The sequence below is a fragment of the [Chlorobium] sp. 445 genome (genome assembly GCA_002763895.1).
GTDB lineage: Bacteria > Bacteroidota > Chlorobiia > Chlorobiales > Thermochlorobacteraceae > Thermochlorobacter.
The window spans coordinates 188,331-209,071 of record NSLH01000001.1; the positions used below are offsets into that span (position 1 = coordinate 188,331).

22 protein-coding genes and 1 pseudogene are annotated in these 20,741 nt (G+C 46.8%); 17 read left to right on the forward strand and 6 right to left on the reverse strand.

The window, feature by feature from the left end; genetic code table 11:
- Window positions 1–2: 2 nt before the first annotated feature.
- Window positions 3–722: a phosphatidate cytidylyltransferase gene (locus CMR00_00860; GenBank protein ID PIO49256.1), complete on the reverse strand. Its 720-nt coding sequence runs from the start codon at window positions 720–722 to the stop codon at window positions 3–5.
- A 61-nt stretch (window positions 723–783) separates the two neighbouring features.
- A complete protein-coding gene (locus CMR00_00865; protein ID PIO49257.1) occupies window positions 784–1,788 on the reverse strand; it encodes a bacteriochlorophyll c synthase in 1,005 nt (334 codons plus the stop codon).
- Between the two features lie 4 nt (window positions 1,789–1,792).
- Here CMR00_00865 and CMR00_00870 point away from each other — a divergent pair, with 4 nt between their 5' ends.
- Window positions 1,793–2,005, forward strand: a complete 213-nt coding sequence (locus CMR00_00870) for a hypothetical protein (GenBank protein ID PIO49258.1) — start codon at window positions 1,793–1,795, stop codon at window positions 2,003–2,005.
- Here the strand turns inward: CMR00_00870 and CMR00_00875 are convergent.
- The 3 genes from CMR00_00875 to CMR00_00885 form a co-directional block, all read right to left on the reverse strand.
- A complete protein-coding gene (locus CMR00_00875; protein PIO49259.1) occupies window positions 1,998–4,802 on the reverse strand; it encodes a hypothetical protein in 2,805 nt (934 codons plus the stop codon). The genes CMR00_00870 and CMR00_00875 overlap by 8 nt on opposite strands.
- Window positions 4,768–5,382 (reverse strand): hypothetical protein, encoded by a 615-nt coding sequence (locus tag CMR00_00880; protein PIO49260.1) that lies wholly within the window; start codon window positions 5,380–5,382, stop codon window positions 4,768–4,770. Before CMR00_00880 ends, CMR00_00875 begins: the two co-directional genes overlap by 35 nt.
- A 92-nt stretch (window positions 5,383–5,474) precedes the next feature.
- Window positions 5,475–6,743 (reverse strand): MFS transporter, encoded by a 1,269-nt coding sequence (locus CMR00_00885; protein ID PIO49261.1) that lies wholly within the window; start codon window positions 6,741–6,743, stop codon window positions 5,475–5,477.
- A gap of 134 nt (window positions 6,744–6,877) precedes the next feature.
- Between CMR00_00885 and CMR00_00890 the strand changes: the two genes are divergently transcribed.
- From CMR00_00890 to CMR00_00930, 9 genes and pseudogenes are all read left to right on the forward strand, one after another.
- Window positions 6,878–7,702, forward strand: a complete 825-nt coding sequence (locus CMR00_00890; protein PIO49262.1) for a tRNA pseudouridine(38-40) synthase TruA — start codon at window positions 6,878–6,880, stop codon at window positions 7,700–7,702.
- Between the two features lie 106 nt (window positions 7,703–7,808).
- Window positions 7,809–8,285, forward strand: coding sequence for a hypothetical protein (locus CMR00_00895; protein ID PIO49263.1), 477 nt, complete (start codon window positions 7,809–7,811; stop codon window positions 8,283–8,285).
- A 47-nt stretch (window positions 8,286–8,332) separates the two neighbouring features.
- Window positions 8,333–9,172, forward strand: coding sequence for a hypothetical protein (locus CMR00_00900; GenBank protein ID PIO49264.1), 840 nt, complete (start codon window positions 8,333–8,335; stop codon window positions 9,170–9,172).
- A gap of 77 nt (window positions 9,173–9,249) precedes the next feature.
- A complete protein-coding gene (locus CMR00_00905; protein PIO49265.1) occupies window positions 9,250–9,651 on the forward strand; it encodes a ferredoxin:thioredoxin reductase in 402 nt (133 codons plus the stop codon).
- Between the two features lie 114 nt (window positions 9,652–9,765).
- A complete protein-coding gene (locus tag CMR00_00910; GenBank protein PIO49266.1) occupies window positions 9,766–10,002 on the forward strand; it encodes a hypothetical protein in 237 nt (78 codons plus the stop codon).
- A gap of 140 nt (window positions 10,003–10,142) precedes the next feature.
- Window positions 10,143–11,123: pseudogene (locus tag CMR00_00915) on the forward strand (hypothetical protein).
- Between the two features lie 123 nt (window positions 11,124–11,246).
- Window positions 11,247–11,906: a riboflavin synthase gene (locus CMR00_00920; GenBank protein PIO49267.1), complete on the forward strand. Its 660-nt coding sequence runs from the start codon at window positions 11,247–11,249 to the stop codon at window positions 11,904–11,906.
- A gap of 17 nt (window positions 11,907–11,923) precedes the next feature.
- Window positions 11,924–12,148 carry a hypothetical protein gene (locus CMR00_00925; protein ID PIO49268.1) on the forward strand — a complete coding sequence of 75 codons (225 nt, stop codon included), beginning with the start codon at window positions 11,924–11,926 and terminating at the stop codon, window positions 12,146–12,148.
- The gene (locus CMR00_00930) at window positions 12,127–12,414 is read left to right on the forward strand and encodes a hypothetical protein (protein ID PIO49269.1); all 288 of its coding nucleotides are present in this window, start codon (window positions 12,127–12,129) and stop codon (window positions 12,412–12,414) included. Before CMR00_00925 ends, CMR00_00930 begins: the two co-directional genes overlap by 22 nt.
- Window positions 12,415–12,519: 105 nt before the next feature.
- On the opposite strand, the gene CMR00_00935 is transcribed toward CMR00_00930, so the two are convergent.
- The gene (locus tag CMR00_00935; protein PIO49270.1) at window positions 12,520–14,250 is read right to left on the reverse strand and encodes a hypothetical protein; all 1,731 of its coding nucleotides are present in this window, start codon (window positions 14,248–14,250) and stop codon (window positions 12,520–12,522) included.
- Between CMR00_00935 and CMR00_00940 the strand changes: the two genes are divergently transcribed.
- The 7 genes from CMR00_00940 to CMR00_00970 all read left to right on the forward strand — a co-directional run bounded on the left by CMR00_00940 (window position 14,180) and on the right by CMR00_00970 (window position 20,727).
- The gene (locus tag CMR00_00940; protein ID PIO49271.1) at window positions 14,180–14,983 is read left to right on the forward strand and encodes a hypothetical protein; all 804 of its coding nucleotides are present in this window, start codon (window positions 14,180–14,182) and stop codon (window positions 14,981–14,983) included. The two genes, CMR00_00935 and CMR00_00940, sit on opposite strands and share 71 nt — an antisense overlap.
- A gap of 9 nt (window positions 14,984–14,992) precedes the next feature.
- A complete protein-coding gene (locus tag CMR00_00945; GenBank protein PIO49272.1) occupies window positions 14,993–15,520 on the forward strand; it encodes a dCMP deaminase in 528 nt (175 codons plus the stop codon).
- Between the two features lie 13 nt (window positions 15,521–15,533).
- Window positions 15,534–16,433, forward strand: a complete 900-nt coding sequence (locus tag CMR00_00950; GenBank protein ID PIO49273.1) for a hypothetical protein — start codon at window positions 15,534–15,536, stop codon at window positions 16,431–16,433.
- Window positions 16,434–16,579: 146 nt separating this feature from the next.
- Entirely contained in the window at window positions 16,580–17,701 is a 1,122-nt protein-coding gene (gene ribD, locus CMR00_00955) for a riboflavin biosynthesis protein RibD (protein PIO49274.1), read from the forward strand.
- Between the two features lie 172 nt (window positions 17,702–17,873).
- Window positions 17,874–18,293, forward strand: coding sequence for a hypothetical protein (locus CMR00_00960; GenBank protein ID PIO49275.1), 420 nt, complete (start codon window positions 17,874–17,876; stop codon window positions 18,291–18,293).
- Window positions 18,294–18,418: 125 nt separating this feature from the next.
- The gene (locus CMR00_00965; GenBank protein PIO49276.1) at window positions 18,419–20,128 is read left to right on the forward strand and encodes a hypothetical protein; all 1,710 of its coding nucleotides are present in this window, start codon (window positions 18,419–18,421) and stop codon (window positions 20,126–20,128) included.
- 119 nt (window positions 20,129–20,247) lie between these two features.
- A complete protein-coding gene (locus CMR00_00970; GenBank protein ID PIO49277.1) occupies window positions 20,248–20,727 on the forward strand; it encodes a thioesterase in 480 nt (159 codons plus the stop codon).
- The last annotated feature ends 14 nt before the right edge of the window (window positions 20,728–20,741 follow it).

The following is a 20,741-nucleotide window of genomic DNA, read 5'->3' on the forward strand; positions in this document are numbered from 1 at the left end:
ACTCAAATGATGTATGTTGCGCCAATGACGGCAAGAGGGATAAGAAAGTTATCAATTTCCTTTGGGCTAGCACCTTCTGCGACAGTAGCCACGATGCCAAGCAGTGCGATACGCGTAAGATTAAATTCCTGTGGCAACACAATCCAGATAAACAGCATAGCGCCAAGAATGCCGGCGATGAGCATCGTCAGGCTACCCTCCACACTTTTCGGGCTAAAAATCTGATACTTCAATTTTCCGATGCGTGTGCCAACCACAGGTGCTAATCCATCGCCAAATGTAAGAAAACCCATGGCGGCAACGCCTGCAAAAGTCTTGTAGAACACCGTGGCACAAATAATCGAGACAATAACAAAGTAAAATGGACCTTTAAGAAGTTCGGTGCGGTCGCCGGTGCGCGTCATGGTTTTGACAGCTTCATCGTTGGCATCAGCAAAAAAACCTTTCTGAATAAGTAGGAAAAACCAGATAACAAGAATCGTGATATTGAGATACTTCGACCAATCCGAATCATCGAACAGCGCAAGGAACAAGACCAGACAGCCAGCGCCAATGTGCGTGATTTTTCGGCTAAGGTCAGCGGCTAAGCCCAGTTTAGCGACACAAAAATTGAGCAATGCAACCAAACTGAACACATAGATGACCATAATGAGGGCAATCAGCACATTGTTCCAAAAAGGTGAAAGCCCAAGCACTGCGAAGAGCGGAAGAGCCAGCAGCATGATTATGCGTTGGTTTTTGTTGATAGAGCAAGTTAAAGTGTATTTACAACTTCAGCACGCGTTATGCAAGTGGCTTTTGAGCAATGAAGAACGAGGCAGCAAACACATTCAGCACATAGAGCCCATTATTGACAACTAAATATCTCAAGTAGGAGCGATGTGCTTTGGTTTCACTTTGTCCAACCACGTTCTTCAAACCAGTTTGCTGAATAGCAGCATCAAGTGCCTTTGCACCATCTTCAGGATCGCGGTAGAGTGCAATTTGCATAGCTATAATAATCAGAAGTGAGATAAGCGAGAAGAAAAACATAATGTCAAAACCCCATGCTTTCATCAAATAAACAAACCAGATCAACGGCAAGTCAATAATAAGAAACGACACTAGATAGGTATTACGCACACCAATCATGACAGGCAGAGACTTCAAGCCTTGTGCTCTATCGCCCTCAATAGACTTGAAGTCGTTGAGAAAAATGAGTCCAATGGCAACCAGTGCATTGATGATTGCCATAGCCAGTACTTCAGGACGCAAGTCCGCATAAATGATATTTCCTGCAATCCAAGTAATAAAACTGTAGGTAAGACCAACGCTGGGCGCAGAGAGCAGGACGTTTGTTTTAAGTTTGATAGGCGGTGCAGAGTAAATATAGCCCATAATCAATCCCAGTATGGTAAGCCCAATGAGCATCAGACCACGATCGGGTTCCAAAAGTGAGCCAAGCAAAATGCCAACGCCAAGCGTGATGATGCCGACAATAATCCAATTCCATAGCGCTTCACGTTCAGTCAGTCGCCCTGAAGGAATGGGGCGCGTCGGTTCATTGACACGATCGAGATCACGATCGAAGTAATCGTTAAGCGATTGAGCAAAGCCTGTACCAAGTGGTCCGAAAAGCAGGGTCAGTAATCCAAATTTACCGAGACTTTCCAAGTTAAAGGTGAGAGCGCCAGAGGCAATCGCACCACATACAATGCCTTGCAAGACGCCAACCCAAGTAATCGGGTCTAAAAGTTCAAGGTGTGCCTTGAGTTTTTCGCGAAGCGGCAAAGTGGCAGGCTTGCTCATATGAATGTTACAAGAAAGTGGTTGCAAAGTTCAGCAAACTCAAACTTCCACCTTAAAGAAATTTCTAACGGATAACTTCCCTTACAAAGTTACGCACAGCAGGCTCGCTATCAAAACGAATTTTTTTAGGCAAGTTGCATTAAAACAAAGACTTAGGCTTGTAAAGATGACGCGTAAGTTGAAGCCGAGCAAGAGTCAGTTGTCGGTAACTACTTGACAAGCAGCATCTTGTGCATTTTCTGAAATCCCGAAGCCGAAAGGACATAGAAATAAACTCCAGCGGACAGCGAAGAGGCGTCAGCAGAAAATACGACTCGATATCGCCCAGCGGCTTGGTGTGCATTGACCAGCGTGGTGACTTCACGCCCGAGTACATCATAGACTTTCAAACTTACTTGCGAGACTTTCGGCAATTCATATACAATGATGGTAGAAGGATTGAACGGATTCGGATAATTTTGCTCAAGGCGATACTCCGTAGGGAATGCAGACAAGACGTTGCGTACTTCTACTGTAACGTGCGGGGTGTAGTCATGCGCAGTCCCATTAAAATCAGTGGAGCGAAGTGTGTAGGTATAGGTTTTGCCACCTTCGACGGTCGCATCAAGAAAGGCATAGTGTGTAAGCGAAGTGGTCGTGCCTCTACCACGCAAGTCAGGTGAAAAGGCGTAGCTTGCAATCATCTGCCATGCCTGAGGTTCATTGGGCGTTTGCACTGTGCGCAGAATCTCAAAGCCGGCATTATTGCGCTCACTTGCAGTTGACCAAGAGAGTCGGACACCAGCAGGCGTGGCAGCACCTGTAAAACTAATAAGTTCAACTGGCAAAGGGTTATCAGAGGGATCAGCAATTGCCCATTGGCTAAATGCCGTAACGCCAGAGACTTCCACATAATTATCAACGGTGTTATTTGTGCCGCCTTGCAACTCCCAATTAGCGCCATTGAAGCGATAGAGCTTCAAATTGCCTTCACTGAGCCCGCCTGCAGCAACCTCAACATCGTTGTAATAGAGGCGTAGCGTAGCATTGAAGATGCCCGAGCCACCAGATGGTGTAATGACAACACGCCGTTGCACAGCTTTTGCGCTGCCGATGGAGCTAGGGGTGGTGTTGGGGTAAATCTCAACGGTCACTTGGTCAATGTCTTCATTTGCAAAGTTGAGAAAGGCACCATACTTGCCGCTAAGATCATTCCAAATGAAATTCCCTGTGCGTGTAATTTGAGCACTTTGTCCACTCTTGGGCAATGCCGCTTGAAAAGCGCCGAGGGCGTACATTTTCCCGTGTCCCCAATCCATGCGATGCGGTGGAATTGTCCCAGTAGCAATATCGCGCCGTGAGCTATCGGCAAGAAGAGCTCTAAACTGAGATGTAGAAAGTAAAGGGTTTGCTTGCAATAGCAGAGCGCCAAGTCCTGCAAGATGCGGTGCTGAAGCTGAAGTGCCACCAAAAAGCCCATTTGTAGTTGTAACATTCGTGGGTGCGCTGACTTCGGGTTTGAGTTGATTGTTGCGTGTCAGGCCTAAACTTGAACTGGCATCACGATTGCCAGAACTAACATCATAGCTCACCACGCAAATAGCTGAATCCGCTGTAGAGGGTGTAGTAAGGCTGCGATAATCGTTTTGGTTGCTTGTCCAAAATCCGCCGTGCACGCGCCAGCCATCGTATGGTACTGCGCTCAAGCTCAAGTTGTTCAGGCGAACACGCCAACCGGGTTCATTCTGTCGATTCTCAATCACAAATTGAATTTCTTTGTCACCATTCGGAGCATAGGTGTTGTGATAGACTCTGACGGGCAGACTTACTTGCACGGTCGGGCTTAACCCAAATGGACCATATTGAGTGTTGTCAGGCGCAATTAAGCTCACCGTCATATTGGCTGAGCCCGGATACCACAAGTGTCCATAAAAGCTAAATCCATTGGCATTGTTGTTACCAGTTGTGAAAGAAGTTTCACTTTGAGCGCTGGGGGGCACGGTAGCATCGATGTGGACGTTTGCGCCGCCGTTGTTGCCGCCTGCAATTGAGAAGAGGGTGCCAGCGCCCGCCAGTGAACTGATAGCAAGCTCTGTGGAGCGCGAGCCATCATGTGCGCCAAAATTGCTGCCATAACTGTATGAAATCGAAATGGGCTTACCTAAGGCAGCGGCTTTTTGTTTGAGATAAGTGAAAGCATGAATGACTGAGGTATCGATGGTGTTGGCAAGAACAACGAGCATAATATCGGCTTCGGGAGCAATACCTGCTTGTCCGCTTGCACGTCCGTTCCCAGCTGCAATACCAAGGCAGGCTGTTCCATGCGCATTGTTCGGCACACTCACGCTCAGAGTATTGATATCAGCGCTGCTATACTCTGCGCCAAAACTAAATCCAGTAGGTGCTGTGCCTGTCCCGCCTTGATGCCAGAGGCTGACAATGCGCGTAGTGTTGTCAGGGTTGCGAAAATCATGGTTGTAGATGTCAAAGCCTAAATCCACGACACCGACAATCGTGCCTTGTCCGCGATAGCCTAAAGCATGCACCGAATCAGTGTTCGTGCCGAGCCAGCGCCCACTTGATTGTTGATTACTGCAACTAAGATTCATCGAAAGCGGTTCATCTTCAATGAGCGAGAGCGAAATGTGGCACAGTGAAACCAGCGTAGCTAATTCAGACAGTCGGCGTATAGGCAGCGAAACCAGTACCACGCGTGAAAGGCTTTGTGAGAGTGTGCCTTGGAGTGCGTGCACTTCTTGCTCAATGCGCTGGAGTTCGTCGTAAGAAAATTCTCGGTGTTTCGGTGTAAGCGTGAGAGTAACACGCTCATGCTCACCCAGTGCACTGAGGCGCGCAAGTGCAGAGAGTGAGAATGAAACATGCCTTTGTTTGGGAATTGAAGATTGTGCTGAACTCTCAAGAACGCTAGCAGCAATGGCTATGCATAGCAAAAGAAGGCGACGAAGCCAGAGTAAAGACATAGCGTGCAAACAAAATAGGTTATTGAAGCTGCACAATGCGACGCGCTGTAACATAGCGCTGTTGATAGTACCGCTCGCTCAAATTGCTGATGGTTACACCAATTTTGACGCTGGCATGAGCAAAGTTCCCATTGCCGATATAGACGCCCACATGTGAAATGCCCTTGCCATAGATGTTAAAAAAGACCAGATCGCCGAACTGTAAATCGGGCTTGGCGACAGGAGTTCCGATTTGCGCTTGTGCTGATGAAGAACGGGGCAATTCGATATTGAGCGCATCACGAAAAATCTTGCCAGTGAATCCCGAACAATCAAAGCCCTGTGCATCTTGTCCGCCATAGCGATATTGCGTACCAACATAGCGATTGATTTCTTCCTGCAAGCGAGCTTTAGCAGGTGTACCCAGCGAAGCTCGTTTCAGGCTAGCATAGAACAGGCGCACTTCTTTATCGTTGCTTTTTGGAGAAGAAGTAGCAGAACTAACTTCAGACTCTAACGCTGTAACTTCGTCTCGAGTCGCAGGTTTCGCTTTATAGCGCAAGGAAGATGTCGTAGATTGACAGCCCAGCGTGAGCCCCCATAAGCTAATAACGAGCGCCACGCATATTGGTGTAGCAAATCGGTAAGTAGGCATAAGACCGTCATTTTAGAGCGCAAAACACGCAAAGTTAAAGTAATTACGCTAAATTGCGAGAATAAAGTTGCAGCGCTAATGTGCAAGGATGCTCATAGAGAGCTTTCGGCAAGAGAAGTAACTTCAGTTTCCACGCGAGCTGCAGGCTCTTCGGCAGGCTTTACCCATTCAACGAGAGTGATGCACAGCAGGGTTGCAGCACTGGCAGCGATGCCGACCAACCAGTAATTAGTTAGCGCGCCGCCTTCGCCCTTGCCAATCACCAGACCAGCAAGAAATGATGCAAGCCCTGATGAGAGTTGTTGCACACAGGAATTGATGCTCATAAAACTCCCACGATAGCGCGATTCAATGCTGGACGTAATGAGCGAAACTGCAGGCACAAACCGACCTGAAACGAAAATCATAAAAAGTGTCGTAACGCATAGTGCAAGTGCAAGAGGTGTTTGGGGCAATGATGTCAGCAGTAAAATCGGTACAATCGAGCAGGCAGCAGCCAATTGGAAGATGCGTTTCTTGCCGTACTTATCCGATAGCACGCCGACATAGCGCGATGTAAAAAACGTGGCAAGCCCACCAAAAAGATAGATGTAAGGTAAATCTGCTTCTGAAAGCCCAACATTGCCGACCATATATGGACTGATGAAAGGAATCACGGAAAAGCCTGACAGCATCAACATGCTCATAAACATGAAGGTGCGCCAGTTGTTCGGTGTGGAGAGCACCATGCGCATGTCGTCCAGTGGCGATGTAGAGGTGCAGCGTGAGAGGTGTTGTGTCATAGATGGAAGGAAGTAAAACGCCCCAAGCCATGTTACTGTGCTCAAGGCAGCGAGCATAAAAAACGGTGCATGCCATGAAAGCAAATGCGCAAGGTAAAGTCCAAACGGCACGCCAGCGATGGAGGCAACAGAAAAAGAGGACATGATGATGCCAGTGGCGGCGCCGCGTCTTGCTTCAGGAATAGCATCGCCAACAATTGCCATGACGAGTGCGCCCATAATACCGCCGAATGCACCTGCTGTGGCGCGTGCAAGCATTAGGAGTTCGTAAGTTGGGGCAATAGCACAAAAGAGAGTGCCGAGTGTAAAGCCGGCATAAAGTACAAGCAAGGCAAGACGCCGGTCAAGGCGGTCGATAAAAAACGCTCCGAGAAACCCAAACACGGCGGCACTGAAGGTGTAGCAAGAAACAACGAGTCCGAAGGCTTGGGGCGAAATCTCAAAATGCCGCATAAATTGCGGTCCAAGTGGCATCATGATGACAAAGTCCAGAACATTGGTCAATTGTATCGTTGCCAAAATGATGAGCAGAAGTTGCTCACGAGAAAAAAAATCGCCTTTGCGCGATAGCTCAATCATAGTGTGTCTTGAGCGTGTCTTAAAAAATCTTTTGGTAGTCCGATAACGAGTTGTCGCTAAATTGCTGCATGTGATTGATGCAAGGCTTCAAATCAAAGTCTTGCTTGAAAAGTTTTCCTCATACTTGAAGCAAAATGAAAGTGGCATCAACAAAACCAACAAGTAAAACCCGCAATCTTCGACTGGTGCTGGAGTATGATGGAACGCCGTTTGCAGGTTGGCAGCGTCAGCCGCAAAATCGTCATCAAATCACAATCCAAGGCGAAATCGAAAAAGTGCTCGGTCAAGTGCTGCAAGAATCCATTGAGGTCATTGGCGCAGGCAGAACGGATGCAGGCGTTCATGCAAAAATGCAAGTTGCAAATTTTTGGACCCATAGCAAAATGAGCACGGAAAAGTTGCGCTATGTGCTCAATCGCCTTTTACCAAAAGAAATTTCGGTGAGCCGTGTAAAAGAAGTAGATGAAGCCTTTCATGCTCGATTTTCTGCTACAGCGCGCACCTATCGCTATTTTCTGACAACCGAAAAAAGCGCGTTAGCGCATCGTTACACGGCATTTTACCCTTATCGGACGCTCTCACTCGACGCACTGCAAGCGTGTGCTAAGCTTATCATCGGTGAGCACGATTTCACATCGTTCTGCAAAGCAGGGTCTGCTGTAAAACACAAACGGTGTCGCATACAAACTGCACAGTGGAAAAAGGTAGGAAAGACAATTGTGTTTGAGATTACTGCAGACCGATTTTTGCACAGCATGGTGCGTTTGCTCGTGGGAACAATGCTCGATGTAGGAAAAGGTGAGCTGACGCTTAGCGATTTTCAGCGTATCTTTGCAGGTAAAGATGTGCGTCTGGCAGGCGCTTCTGCAAAGCCGAATGGACTTTTCCTGTGGAAAATCCACTATGGCAAACGGCTCACAGTGCCAACCGAAAGCGATGAATCCGAAGACAGCGAATAAAAGTAAAACCACCTTGCCTGAAGCCTAAGAGAAAGGCAATGGCGACAGAGACAAATGAAAAACCCTTGTAGAGACAACAAAAGACAGTTACTTTAATAAGCAAACTATGCTGAGAACAATACCTGTGCTTCTGCTGATCATAGCAACGATGCTTACAGGGTGCGACATGCTCTCAAAGAAAGAGGGGGCAGAGACAAGTGCGGTAAAGTCAAAAACAATGCGCGCCGGTAAGCGTAAAGTCAGAATTGACACGGCAATTGTCTGGGTTGAAATTGCAGATAAAGAAGACTTACGTCAGAAAGGACTGATGTTTCGAAACGAACTGCCAGAAGATGAAGGAATGCTTTTCGTCTTCGAGCGCCCTGATATTCAGTCGTTTTGGATGCGCAATACTTACATTCCGCTCGACATTGCGTTCATTGATGCAAAAGGCAAAATTACAGATATTCACCAGATGAAACCATTAGATGAAGGACCGCGCTATGAGTCGTCTGTACCCGTCATGTTTGCCTTAGAAGTCAATCAAGGCTGGTTTGCAAAGCGCGGTATCAAAGTGGGGGCTCAGGTTTCATACGACGACTAAAACTGAATGCTACGCTATCCTGCAATTCGACTAAGCGCGTTTGTGATATGAGTGAGAAAATTTATACATCAACTGTATCGACAGAGAAGATGATGCCAAAAGAGCGTCTGACAAGGCTCATTGAAGACTGCGAGAATCTGCGTAAAAAAGCCTTGATGTCGTCAGAAGCTCTTGCACTGCTCGAGCGACATCGCTCTGACTTGTGCGCCTTACTCGACTATTACAATACGCAATCTTACCACGCCGCAAACATTAAAAATGAAGACGATCAGAATTTGATTTTAGAGCTCCAAGAAATGCGTGCAGAGCTGCAACTGGCAAATGAAGCCTTACAGTTTTTGGATAAACAGAAAACCGAGTTGATGGCAGAATTAGAGCATCAAAGACAGGCATTTGAACAACAAAGCCGTGAAGATGGGCTCACCAAACTCTACAACCGGCGTTACATTGATACGCTCCTTGCTCAAGAATTTGAACGAAGCAAGCGCTTCAACCATCCCTTTACCATCGGAATCATTGACATCGATCATTTCAAGAATATCAATGATACCTTCTCGCACCAAGTGGGCGATGAAGTGATTAGAACTATCGCACAGATTTTCAAAAATAACTTGCGCGCTATGGATTTGGTCGGGCGATACGGCGGTGAAGAGTTCGTCATCGGTCTCTTAGAAACATCGCTTATGCGCGCCGTGCTGGTTGCAGAAAAACTGCGCCGCGCTGTTGAGGAATTTAACTGGATTGTTGTCAAACCGAATCTGCGCGTAACGGTCAGCATCGGTCTTGCTGAAAACGCCAAGATGGCTAACCACGAAAAAATGATTTCCGAAGCCGATAAAAAACTCTATGAAGCCAAACGCAGCGGCAGAAATCTCGTGCGCTACTAACCCAGCTCAACGATTTAGACTAAACTATCGTTGAAGAAAGTATAGGGCAATACAGAACAACTTAAAATAAAGACATTATGGCTCAACCATCTGAAGCGGCACTCAAAAAAGTGTGGAAGTATGTGGAGAACTACTTTGAGAAGTCTGGCACATTCCCACACCCTGACCGCAGCATTACAGAAGCCGTGGTAAATGGACTGGCGCAACACATTGATGAACTCGGAAAACCGCTTTGTCCATGCAATTTCTACGTGGATAAAAAAGCTGAAGTCCAAAGACGCGAGTGGATATGCGCTTGTGATGAAATGAAACTCTACAAGTATTGTCACTGCCTATTATTTGTAACCAAAGAAGGGTTGCCGATTACCGAATACTTACCAGAAGACCATGAAGGGCGGCAAATCTATGGATTGGTCAAAGACCCCACGCCAGACAAAGGGCGCGAAGCGACAAAAGTCACGCACCCTGAACGGCATTGAGAGTCTGCGCAAGCAATCAAGCAAAAGGTGTGATGCACAAAACATAAATGCAATAGTTTTTTAGTAGCGTAGTTAATTCTTTAACCAAGACCAGTGGAGTAAGAGGTCGCAACGATGAAAGGAGAAACATCAATGCCAGAAACGAAAGACGGACGTACGGAAGTGCGCCAAATGCCCGATACGGTTCGCACCGCGGGCTCAGACACCATTCGTGAAACGGACATGGGGACAATGCTCACTAAGCCGAAAGTGCCAGGTGAAGTCAAAAAGACGACCATCAAAAAAGAGCGAAAAATGCCCGACACAGTTCGCACGGCTGGACAAGACGACATTATGGCAACCGATAACTAAGAGCCGCACAGCGTCTTGTCTGAGATAACCAACGGGCTTTGAAGTCTCTTTGAAAACGTCTATATCGAAACCTCTCTTGTGCATAAAACAGGAGAGGTTTCAATTTTTCCCGCAAAATGTGAATGTCAAAGTCCAGAAAAATCACAATTCTACTTGTCGTCTGTGCCATTCTCCTTTTTGTCAGAGCAAGTCATGCACAAATTGTGTTGGGTAAGTATGCAGGCGAGTTTTTGGCGTTTGGTGTCGGAGCGCGTCCGCTTGGCATGGGCGGTGTGGCGGCAGCCCTTGCGCAAGATGTAACCGCAGGCTATTGGAATCCGGCTGGACTGGCAAAAATCAACTACCCACAAGTTGCGCTAATGCATGCGCAGAGTTTTGCCAACGTGGTTAATTACAACTACGGCGCAGTAGCCATCCCATTCGAAGAAAACAAAAGTTTCGCCCTAAGTGTCGTTCGACTGGGCATCTCTGACATTCCTGACACGCGTGGTGCATGGGACGAAGCGCGCAACCGTCCGATTGATAATGCTGAAAATCTCATCACACGCTTTGGCGCCGCCGATTGGGCGTTTCTAGTGTCCTACTCAGTCACAACGCCTTACAAATTGATGTATGGGCTGAATGCAAAATTCATTTTGCGTAACATCGGCGAGTTTGCAAACGCTTGGGGCATTGGTGTGGATGCTGGGGTCATCTACGATTTAGGCAGCGGTATCACCGTAGGTGTATCACTGCAAGATGTTACCACAACATTCATTTCATGGACAACTGGACGCCAAGAACTCATTGCGCCAACAGCAAAACTCGGCGGTGGCTATGTCGTTGAGGCGCTTTATGGACGCTTTACGCTGGGCATTGATACCGATGTGCGCTTTGAAGGACGCCGCAGTGCATCACATCTTGCTTTTGGCACAATAAGCCTGAATTTTCGTGGTGGCGTGGAATACAGCTACAAGAACATTGTCGCACTGCGTGGCGGCATCGATGATATCGGACGGCTAACTTTAGGCGCTGGACTAAGAATCGCAAAACTCAATATCGATTACAGTTTTGCACGCTTCGACGGGATCGATCAACTGGGTAACTCACATCGTATTTCCTTGCAGTTGGAGCTCGATCAAGCGGCATTTCGACGCAAAGGTTATGTGCCGCCACCCGAAGAAACTGAGCCTGAGACACCAAAGTCTGATGAACCAAAAACAAACGAAACAAATCCCAAAAGTGGTGAGGAGCCATAACGCAAAATGTTTACAGGTATTGTCAAAGATATTGGTGTTGTGAAAAGTGTAACGCCACAAGGCAACGGTCTGAGATTGCGCATTGAGTCTTACAGCGAAGACATGCGTGATCTTGCCGTGGATGAAAGTGTCGCCTTGAGCGGCGCGTGTCAAACTGTAGTGGCAGTGCAGGGCAATACATTTGAAGTCGATACAGTAGAAGAAACCTTGAAGAAGACAACGCTGGGCAGTTGGCGCGTGGGCACAAAGGTCAATCTCGAGCGCGCCTTACGCGCAAGCGACCGAATGGGCGGGCACTATGTGCAAGGTCATGTTGACTGCGTAGGAGAAATTCTTGAACTGCGCGAGCTATCAGCAAGCTGGCTGTGCAAAATCATGTTCGACCCGAAGTTTGAACCTTACATCGTACCGATAGGCTCAATCGCCGTCGATGGTATCAGTCTGACAGTTGCGGACTTGCAGCGCAATGTCTTTGCCGTAGCAATTATTCCTTACACCTACGAGCACACAACACTCAAAGAACGTAAAGCCGGCGATAAAGTCAATCTCGAGTTCGACATTTTAGGCAAATACATCGCAAAGCAGGTGCAAGCGTTTTTGCAGCATACAAACGGACCGAAAGAGCCGCTTAGCGAAGCACGCTTAAAAGAACTGGGCTACTTGTAACACCGCACACTGTTTTCATGTCGAGAGCACTCTGGAATGTGCAAGCAAGTTTCTATGGCGCACTGCGCGCAAACCCGATGTCGCGAGCCATTTTGGAAAACGAAAATCAAGCCCTGATGCGACTTCTGCATAGGATTCCAAAAAAACACTTTGAAAAAGTCTTAGACGTGGGTACAGGTGAAGGAAATGCACTCTCGGTGCTTAACGCTTCTGGATTGGCATGCGTGAATGCTATGCCGTAGATTGTGCAGAGAAGATGTTGCAGCGTGTGCAGCAAAGATTCCCAAGCGTCAAAACATGCCAAGCACATGCAGAAAACTTACCATTTGCTGATAGCACCTTTGACTTGATGTTATGCGTCGGCGTTACAGAGTATGTGAAAAATCCTCGAGCGCTGCTATGCGAACTGGCGCGCACGCTGCAGCCAGAGGGCTATTTAGCACTAACGGCCTCGACACGCATATGGCTAAACTTGCTTCGCTATGTGCAGTTGCATGCACTTTTTTGAGAGAAGAAAATGAAGTGCTAACACTATGTCAAGAGACTGGCTTTGCAATGCTGGCAAAAGAAAGAACGCTGCTGCAAATGCAATTCCTGTTACAAAAAAAGTAGGCTATGCTTCATCAAAAAGCAGGCGCGGTTTGACCATCAAGACTTCTTCACGCTCAACGATTACACTGCCAGTCGGTGCACCCTTAGGTTTGCGCACATATTTTTTTTCGGTGCAGATGACAGGCACAAGTTCGCTGGTGCGTGCCGCAGAGTAGTAGGCAGCAATCTCGGCAGCACGCATGATGTCGTCTTTGCTCGGCTTGCGTGGCGACTTCAAAATGCAGTGTGAGCCTGAAACCCCTCGCGCATGAAGCCAAAGGTCGTTGGGACGCGCATATTTGAACGTAAGCAAGTCATTATTCTGCGCATTCTTGCCAACCCACAGTTCAGTGTGCTCACTGAATTTGAAACGACGAAAGAGATATGCCTGCTCAGCATCAGCTTTGGGAAGCAGACCAAACTTTTTGAGCCAATCTGAATTTCTTTCTCGCCATGCTTTAAGTGCCTTAGGTGAATCAACGGCTAAAAGTTCTGTTAAAAGACGCTGCTGTTCAAGAAGTCCAGCTTCAACTTCATGAAGACGTCTCGTGGCAAGAGCACGCTGCTGACGCGATTTCTTAGCGCGCTCAAAATAGCTCTCTGCATTTTCCTGAATAGATTTTGCAGCATCAAGTGCAATTTTGACTCGCTCTCCGTCTGAAAACACATTCTCTACTTCAAGCTCTGTGAGACCTTTAGGCATATCACGGTGAAGCAAAAGCAGTTTGCCGAATGTCTCATACATCTCGGCGCGGTTGATGGTGTGCTGGGCTTGCATTGTGCGCACTTGCTGCTGGGTTTTCTCAATGAGTCGCTCAAGCGATTTTCTCAGCGAAAGTAAGTCCTTGCCAAAATTAGCGCGTTGATGAACCTGCTGTGCGTAAAAGCGCAGCGCATCATTGATGGAGTCGAAGGCTTCAGCATGCTCAAAGGGTGTGTGAGTGTGTGTGATAATTGAAAACCATACATCGTTTGCAGAGAAATAAACTTTGGGTTCAGGCGAAATGAGTTCATAGAACACATCTTGAAAGGCTTCGTAGAGTGCATGTGACTCTAAGGTAGCTGATTTTGAACGAGCACGAAAAAGCGTTTCTCGAGAAAGATAGGCATCAAAGCCAATCAGTTTCTTTGGAAGCCATCGCTCTTGATCTTTTGCAGAAAGCGACACGAAAGCGTCAAAATCGAGAGTTTGGCAGAATAAGTCGTAGTCTGTGCTAAGCCTTTCAAGTGTGCGCAAGATGGGCGTATGTGAGCGCTCAAGAAAAGGTTGATGAAGTAAATCTGTCTCTTTCTTGAAACTTTCCACGACAAGACCATTTTCGAGCAGAAAGAAATTGGTCGCTGCACTGAAGAGTTGAAAGACAAGCGTGAGACTGGCTTCGAGTTCAAAGTAGATGATGCGTTCGCAATCAGAAATTCTTACGGCTCGAATTTGTTTTTCATTTGCCCTGGTCATCAAATTGACCGTGTTGCGTTTTTGTCGCTGAAACATTTCAGAAAAGTAAAGCGAAAGGTGGGCGGACTGTGCAACCGCAAAGAGCGTAAAGCGCCGCTTGTCGTGAGTGATAAGAGAAAGGCACAGTTCATTTTTTTGTTGTGAAAATGCCTCGAAGACATAGGCGCCTTCGAAGAGCGACTTTAGCTCAAGCGAGAGAGCATAGAGCGTAAAGTAATTTTTTATCATGGCAAAAATCCCAGAAAGCATGAAAAAGTTATATTTTACAATCTCAACGCTAATGCTTGCAGTCATCATGTACCAGTCACAGAGTGCGGCACAGCAAAGCACAAGATTTGACCACAGCAAGTTTGACGCACTTCTGAAACAATATGTACAAAACGATAAAGTCAATTACGCGGCGCTCAAAGAGGATAAGCGCTTAGATGAGTATTTGCAAGAGCTCGAGCGCGCAAACCCTGACGCTCTGGCAACGCGTGAGGAAAAAATCGCATTTTGGATCAATGCCTATAATGCTTACACGCTCAAACTGGTCGTCGACAATTACCCGATTAAAAGCATCACGGATTTAAGCGCACTGGGCTATCTCTCTTTGCCGTTTGATAGTCCGTGGAAGCGTAAGTTCTGCAAGATTGGGGGAAAAGTCTATTCGCTGGACGACATTGAACACACGATTTTGCGCGGTGAGTTTGGCGAAGAGCAAATTCATTTTGCTGTAAATTGTGCCTCAGAATCGTGCCCAGTGCTGCGCCCTGAAGCCTACACAGGAGAAAAGCTAAGTGCGCAATTAAAAGAACAAGCACAAGCCTTTTTAAGCGATAGCACACGCAACCAGTTTAGACTAGAAGGCAATACGCTCTATCTGTCAAAAATTTTTGAGTGGTATCGGAGCGACTTTGAGAAGAAGAAAGGGTCACTACTCAAGTACATTGCCCAATACTTTTCAGGTGAAGAACGCGAGCGCTTGGAGAGTGGCAATGTTACAATCAAGTTTTTGGATTACAACTGGAATTTGAACGAAGCAAAGTAGAAAGAGAGCATGCAAAATTTTCATGAGCATAATGCTCTGTCTCACCTTGCTGAAAAGCCGAAGCGAATCGGTTGGCAAGAGTATTTTATGCGTGTGGCGCATTTGATTTCACTGCGCGCAACGTGCGAGCGTGCACATGTCGGTGCTGTTATTGTGCGCGATAACAATATCTTGGCAACTGGCTACAACGGCTCACCCTCTGGCTTGCCACACTGCGATGGACCTAATTGCCTCATCTACAAATCTATTCATCCTGACGGTACAGTCGAGGAAAATTGCATGCGCACAATTCATGCAGAGATGAATGCAATTATTCAAGCTGCAAAGCACGGCGTAGCCATCAAAGATGCAGAGATTTACATAACAGCAAGCCCATGTATCAATTGCCTCAAAGCCCTGATCAACGTAGGTATAAAAACGATTTACTACGACAAGCCTTACAAAATTGAAAACATCTCTGAGCTTTTACGTCTTTCAGGTGTGCGCTTGATTCAAGTGCACATCGAGCAACCGCACATTTTCCCAAATCATACCTAAAATAAAACTGACAGTGAGGCCAAACTTTCAACTCTGGAATGAACGCTATCATCTTGACCCCTATGCGCTGACCAAATCAGCGATACTCGATCTGCAAACTGCACTCTTGCCAGAAAAGCAGCATGCAGCTAAAGCTGTGCTATTTTTTCTCTACACATCGGGTGTAGCTAAGGAGGAACGCCTGGAAATTCAAGCTAAGACAGAGCTCATCAAAGCAGGTGAACAAATTGTGCTCTCGGCAGATAGAGAAAAGATTATAGATGAAGTTGAAGCCTTGATAGAAAAGTTGAGTGGTCAGAATGTCAAAATCGATGAACAGCATTGGAAGTATGAGAGTTTGCGTGTGGCGGCATTACTGCTGCATGCACCATTTGATACGGTGGTCATGGAGACCATGATTGATGCGGTAACATTGCTGTTGCGCTGGAAAAGTATTCCAGCTGATGCAAGTTTTATTTTGCTGTGGAATCTCTATGAGAAAGCATTGCTACCAATCTACAAGCGTTTCTTTGCAGTAGCAGAGCCAGACTTTTGGGAGAATTACTGCGCACTCTCACTTAAAGTGATGGGCAGGTATCTGCATGATGCGGCTATGGAGTATATTCTGTATTACGAAGAACCGCCGGGCTCACAAATTTCTGTCAGTCATCTGGAGCGATGCGCTAAGTTGTTAGATGTGGCGCTTGAAGCCTGTTATTTGATACATCGGCTTGTACCATTCATTACAGCAGAAATTGATAGACATATCTACGATTTTTGCACCGAAGTCATCACAAAATCTAATCCACAACCGTTGATTACATACTCCTATCGGCTGCTGGATTTATCAAGTGAAGATTTCTTCATAACCTTGCCAAAGGAGCAGATTAACACCTTGATACTTAAATCAATCAGCAAGTTACCGAAAGAGTAACGCAAACATAGCTCGAACAAGTGCAGGCTTCTAGGTGCACCATGTTGGTCATCAGGCAGCCTCATCTCGATTGTAACTTAGCGCTACATCAGAAGTTTTAGCAGAAGAGCAGCACGTGAACAAAAAAACCAAACAGGCGAAGTGCAATGGCTGAAGAGCGCCTTCACAAAGAAGAGCATACCGCGCAAGATGAAAAGTTTATGCGAGAGTGCTTGCGCTTAGCGCGGCATGGTGCAGGTGCGGTAAGCCCGAATCCAATGGTGGGTGCGGTAGTCGTGCACCAAGGTAAAATCATTGGACGCGGCTGGCACAAGCAGTATGGAGGAGCGCATGCAGAAGTGCATGCCATTGCTGCCGTCAAGGATGCAACACTGCTGCGTGAGTCGACACTTTATGTCAATCTTGAACCCTGTTCACACTTTGGTAAAACCCCGCCTTGCGCCGACCTTATCATAGAAAAAAAAATTCCGCGCGTTGTGATTGGTTGCAAAGACCCTTTCAAAAAAGTCTCGGGCAGAGGGATCAAAAAACTGCGTGAAGCAGGTGTGAGCGTAACTGTCGGTGTTCTGGAAAAAGAAGCAGAGCGACTCAATGAAGCCTTTATCAAATTTCACAAAAAAGGTGTGCCGTTTGTTGCGCTCAAACTCGCGCAGACGCTCGATGGAAAAATTGCCACGAAGACAAAAGAATCGAAATGGATTACAAGCGAAATGGCACGTGCTTATTCGCATCAGTTGCGAGCCGAAGCCGACGCTGTGCTGATTGGTACAGGCACGGCACTTGCCGATAATCCCTTACTCACCGTCCGCTTCGTCAAAGGGCGCAACCCTATGCGCGTGTTACTCGACCGCAAACTGCGTGTACCGCTGCACGCAAACATCTTCAACAAAGATGCAAAGACACTTGTGATTACTTCAAAGGTTAATCGCAAGCACCCAAAACTCAAAGCCCTTGCACGTCAAGACGTAGAAACCTGCTTTGTAACAGAGAAAAATGATGAGTTGAATCTCAATGAAGTGCTTGAGATTCTGCACGAAAGAAAAGTGCTCTTGGTGATGATCGAAGGCGGCGCAAAGCTCATTGCAAGTTTTCTGCGCACAAAACTATGCGACAAATTGCATCTCTTCATTGCTCCAAAAATTCTTGGTGCTGATGCGCTCTCGAGCATTGGACAATTGAACTTGCGGCACTTGGAGGATAGTATTGAGTTGCACGAGCTCTCGCTAAAAGTTTTGGGCGATACGCTGCTCGTCGAAGGCTATTTTTAGACAGCCAAAAAAGGCTGAAAGGGCTACTAATACAACTGCAAAGATTGCAAAAGTCATATGCCGTGCAATCCTGCCCTTCGGTCTCAGAAGGCAGAAGGCATAAAAATTTGCAAAAAAAGTAGCATCTTAGAACACCGAAGTTTTAGCTCAAACCCATAAATGATGTAGTACTATGCCGGCCTTCTCATATAATCCTGCGTCCCGCGATACTCGCACTGAACAGTTTTTAGCGTACCTGAGACGAATGTCAGATGCAACGACCCCTGAACGCGCTCAAGAAATGATAATCAAGAGCATACAGCAGCGGATTCAGGAGATAGAGCGACTCCGAGATGGCAATGAAGAGGAACAAAAGCTAGCGCAGATGATGCAGCATGCAAAGCAAATTGTTGTGGGTGAAGCAGATGAAAAAATATGGGATAGCATCAAGAATATCGGTGTGCATTCAACGGTCTGGACAGAATCGGCAACAGCACTTGACTGGGTCTATGCCTTCAACACCGACCAAAAAATTGTGAGCGTTTTGAGGCGAGAGACGTACAAATTCTCTATCGCCTCTCCGTCAATGAAGAAGGGCTTGGTAAGCGCATAGAGCAAGCGTTTCAACACTATGCCAAAGGTGTAACGGACTACGATCTGTATGAACTGGCACTGAGGCGCTTCGAGGAAGTATTATCAAACAAACCACAAGAGTACACGCTATGGCATCGTGTTGGGTTGATTTTGCTTTATGTCCCTACGCTCTTTAATCCTGAAAAAGCCGAGCAAGCCTTGCGTAGAGCCGCTGAACTTGCTGAAAAAGAGGAGGACACACTTGTTCTGCCCCTATTACGCGTCTTCTACGGTGAAGATTGGGGTTTTCAAGATGCCGTAAGAATTGCCTCTGCAGATGCGTATTTCCACGCAGCAGTCGCATGCTATGTGCTCGATAAGCCAGAGAGCATGGCTGAACTTGCTTTGAAAGCCTACCAGCTCTCTCCAAAGTTTTCAGAAGCAGGATTTCTTGCTGCAAAAGGATATGCACTGTGCGGAAAAGAGCAAGATGCAGCAGATCTCTTGCGCCGTGTGATTGAAGCAGAAAAGTTTTATGCGGTCAGAGTGATGGTGGATTACGAACTGGTTTCGCGTCAGTTTGTCATAGACTGCCTCAGCGCCTTGCGTGATAATGCTGCCACGAGAGTGGGGGAGCTACTCAAAAAGTGCCGTGAGATGATGGTAAGTGATAGTGAAGCGCAAAGCATCGTTGAAGAATTAGAACGCAATTTCGAAAAGAAAAACTTCCTGAATCTGTGCGAGATTGAAACTGACATTAAACGAGAGCGCAAGTGGCGATTACTCCCGACAAGTTTTCGCTTGCAAAAAACACTTGCAGGACATGCGCTGCGCATCAATGCGATGGCTTTTAGTCCAGATGGACGCCGATTGGCTTCAGCAAGCTGGAGAACAATCATTACCGATACACGCACTGGCGAGCAACTCCAAACACTAATGCAAGGTTCAGCACGAACTTATGTGTATAGCGTTGCTTTTAGCCCCGATGGCAAACTGCTTGCGACTGCAGGCAATGATCACGTCATCACGCTTTGGAATCCTGAAACAGGACAAGAACTCAAACGCTTGGAAGGTCATACACAAGCTGTAAACTCCGTCGCCTTTAGTCCCGATGGCAAACTTCTGGCTTCAGGTAGCAGCGACAAAACCGTGAGAATTTGGGATGTAGCCAAAGGCAAAGAAATCAAGACGCTCAAAGGACATAAACATACGGTAAACAAAGTGGCGTTTAGTCCTGATGGCAAGCAATTGGCGTCAGCAAGCGCTGATAAGAGCATCAGACTTTGGAGCGTGAAAACAAATGCAAAGCCGAAAACACTCACTGGACATTCGCACAGTGTAACATGGGTCGAGTACAATCCAGCAGGTGATATGCTTGCATCAGGCAGTTGGGATAAAACCGTACGCTTATGGGAAGTACCATCAGGTAAGGAAATCACTACCCTGGTAGGACATGAGAGCGGTGTAGAATCGGTGCATTTTGCAAAAGAAGGTCACTCCTTGACAAGCACGTCATACAATCGTATATCAAAGCAGTGTCAAATCAAACTCTGGGATGTAAAAACCGGTGCGCAAATTGACCAAAGCGAGGGACGCTTCTATGCCGTGACGCTGAGTCCAGATGGCAGTGGGCTTGCAGTTGCAACAGGTGAAAAGACGATTAAACTTTCTACGGCACCGCTGCTCTCACTAGAATCTTACATTGAACTTGAAAAACGCTACAAAGAAGGGGCTGGAGTATTGGATAGGCGCAAAGGACCGCGTCGTGAGCGTGAAGATCGTCGCAAAGTCAATATCCCTGTAGCCATAGAGCGTCGCAAAGCCAATCGTACGACAAGCCAAACGAAAGGACCAGATCGTCGTACAAAAAAGTGATGACGTGGATATTCCCTTCCTCTAAGGATATAAAGACGCATTAAAATTGAACAGTCAAATAGGTAAAGCGCGCTTTGAGTATATTACGCTTTATGTCGTTCAATTTTAATTGAATAATTATGTCGCAGAACCACAACCATTCAACGCTTGCCGTTCAGCACAAGCCAAAGGTCAAAGCCTTTGAGTTTTCGATGCCGATTGACATTATGCCCCACGACATTGACTACGCAGGGGTCGTAAGTAACATTACTTATGTGCGTTGGTTGGAAGTGTTGCGCGTGAAAATGATTGAGTCGTATCTCTCCGTGGAAGCGCAGTTGAAGATGGATATTTCACCTGTCTTACTCAAAACAGAAATTCACTACAAAAAAGCTGTGAAGTTTTTGGATAAGCTCATTGGCAAGATGTGGATTAGCCATGCAACACAACTGCGGTGGACGGCATCGGCAGAGTTCCTCGTTGAAGGCAAGCCAGTGGCGCATGCCGAGCAGCTTGGCATTTTCATCAAACTCTCTACAATGCGCCCCGTGCCGATTCCAGCAGAATTAATGCGCGTCTATCACGAAGCTGAGCGTCGCCTGCGGCATCATCATCACTGAAGAAAGATTGTGCA

Excerpts from the sequence above, each read along its gene's own strand:
- CMR00_00890 (PIO49262.1), top strand. The coding sequence starts at position 6,878 with ATGAAAGTGGCATCAACAAAACCAACAAGTAAAACCCGCAATCTTCGA.
- CMR00_00860 (PIO49256.1), bottom strand. The coding sequence starts at position 722 with ATGCTGCTGGCTCTTCCGCTCTTCGCAGTGCTTGGGCTTTCACCTTTT.
- CMR00_00970 (PIO49277.1), top strand. The coding sequence starts at position 20,248 with ATGTCGCAGAACCACAACCATTCAACGCTTGCCGTTCAGCACAAGCCA.
- CMR00_00885 (PIO49261.1), bottom strand. The coding sequence starts at position 6,743 with ATGATTGAGCTATCGCGCAAAGGCGATTTTTTTTCTCGTGAGCAACTT.
- CMR00_00905 (PIO49265.1), top strand. The coding sequence starts at position 9,250 with ATGGCTCAACCATCTGAAGCGGCACTCAAAAAAGTGTGGAAGTATGTG.
- CMR00_00920 (PIO49267.1), top strand. The coding sequence starts at position 11,247 with ATGTTTACAGGTATTGTCAAAGATATTGGTGTTGTGAAAAGTGTAACG.
- CMR00_00910 (PIO49266.1), top strand. The coding sequence starts at position 9,766 with ATGAAAGGAGAAACATCAATGCCAGAAACGAAAGACGGACGTACGGAA.
- CMR00_00875 (PIO49259.1), bottom strand. The coding sequence starts at position 4,802 with ATGTTACAGCGCGTCGCATTGTGCAGCTTCAATAACCTATTTTGTTTG.
- CMR00_00930 (PIO49269.1), top strand. The coding sequence starts at position 12,127 with ATGCGTGAATGCTATGCCGTAGATTGTGCAGAGAAGATGTTGCAGCGT.
- CMR00_00900 (PIO49264.1), top strand. The coding sequence starts at position 8,333 with ATGAGTGAGAAAATTTATACATCAACTGTATCGACAGAGAAGATGATG.
- CMR00_00940 (PIO49271.1), top strand. The coding sequence starts at position 14,180 with ATGGCAAAAATCCCAGAAAGCATGAAAAAGTTATATTTTACAATCTCA.
- CMR00_00880 (PIO49260.1), bottom strand. The coding sequence starts at position 5,382 with ATGCCTACTTACCGATTTGCTACACCAATATGCGTGGCGCTCGTTATT.
- CMR00_00870 (PIO49258.1), top strand. The coding sequence starts at position 1,793 with ATGTTACAAGAAAGTGGTTGCAAAGTTCAGCAAACTCAAACTTCCACC.
- CMR00_00935 (PIO49270.1), bottom strand. The coding sequence starts at position 14,250 with ATGATGACTGCAAGCATTAGCGTTGAGATTGTAAAATATAACTTTTTC.
- ribD (PIO49274.1), top strand. The coding sequence starts at position 16,580 with ATGGCTGAAGAGCGCCTTCACAAAGAAGAGCATACCGCGCAAGATGAA.
- CMR00_00960 (PIO49275.1), top strand. The coding sequence starts at position 17,874 with ATGCCGGCCTTCTCATATAATCCTGCGTCCCGCGATACTCGCACTGAA.
- CMR00_00895 (PIO49263.1), top strand. The coding sequence starts at position 7,809 with ATGCTGAGAACAATACCTGTGCTTCTGCTGATCATAGCAACGATGCTT.
- CMR00_00865 (PIO49257.1), bottom strand. The coding sequence starts at position 1,788 with ATGAGCAAGCCTGCCACTTTGCCGCTTCGCGAAAAACTCAAGGCACAC.
- CMR00_00925 (PIO49268.1), top strand. The coding sequence starts at position 11,924 with ATGTCGAGAGCACTCTGGAATGTGCAAGCAAGTTTCTATGGCGCACTG.
- CMR00_00945 (PIO49272.1), top strand. The coding sequence starts at position 14,993 with ATGCAAAATTTTCATGAGCATAATGCTCTGTCTCACCTTGCTGAAAAG.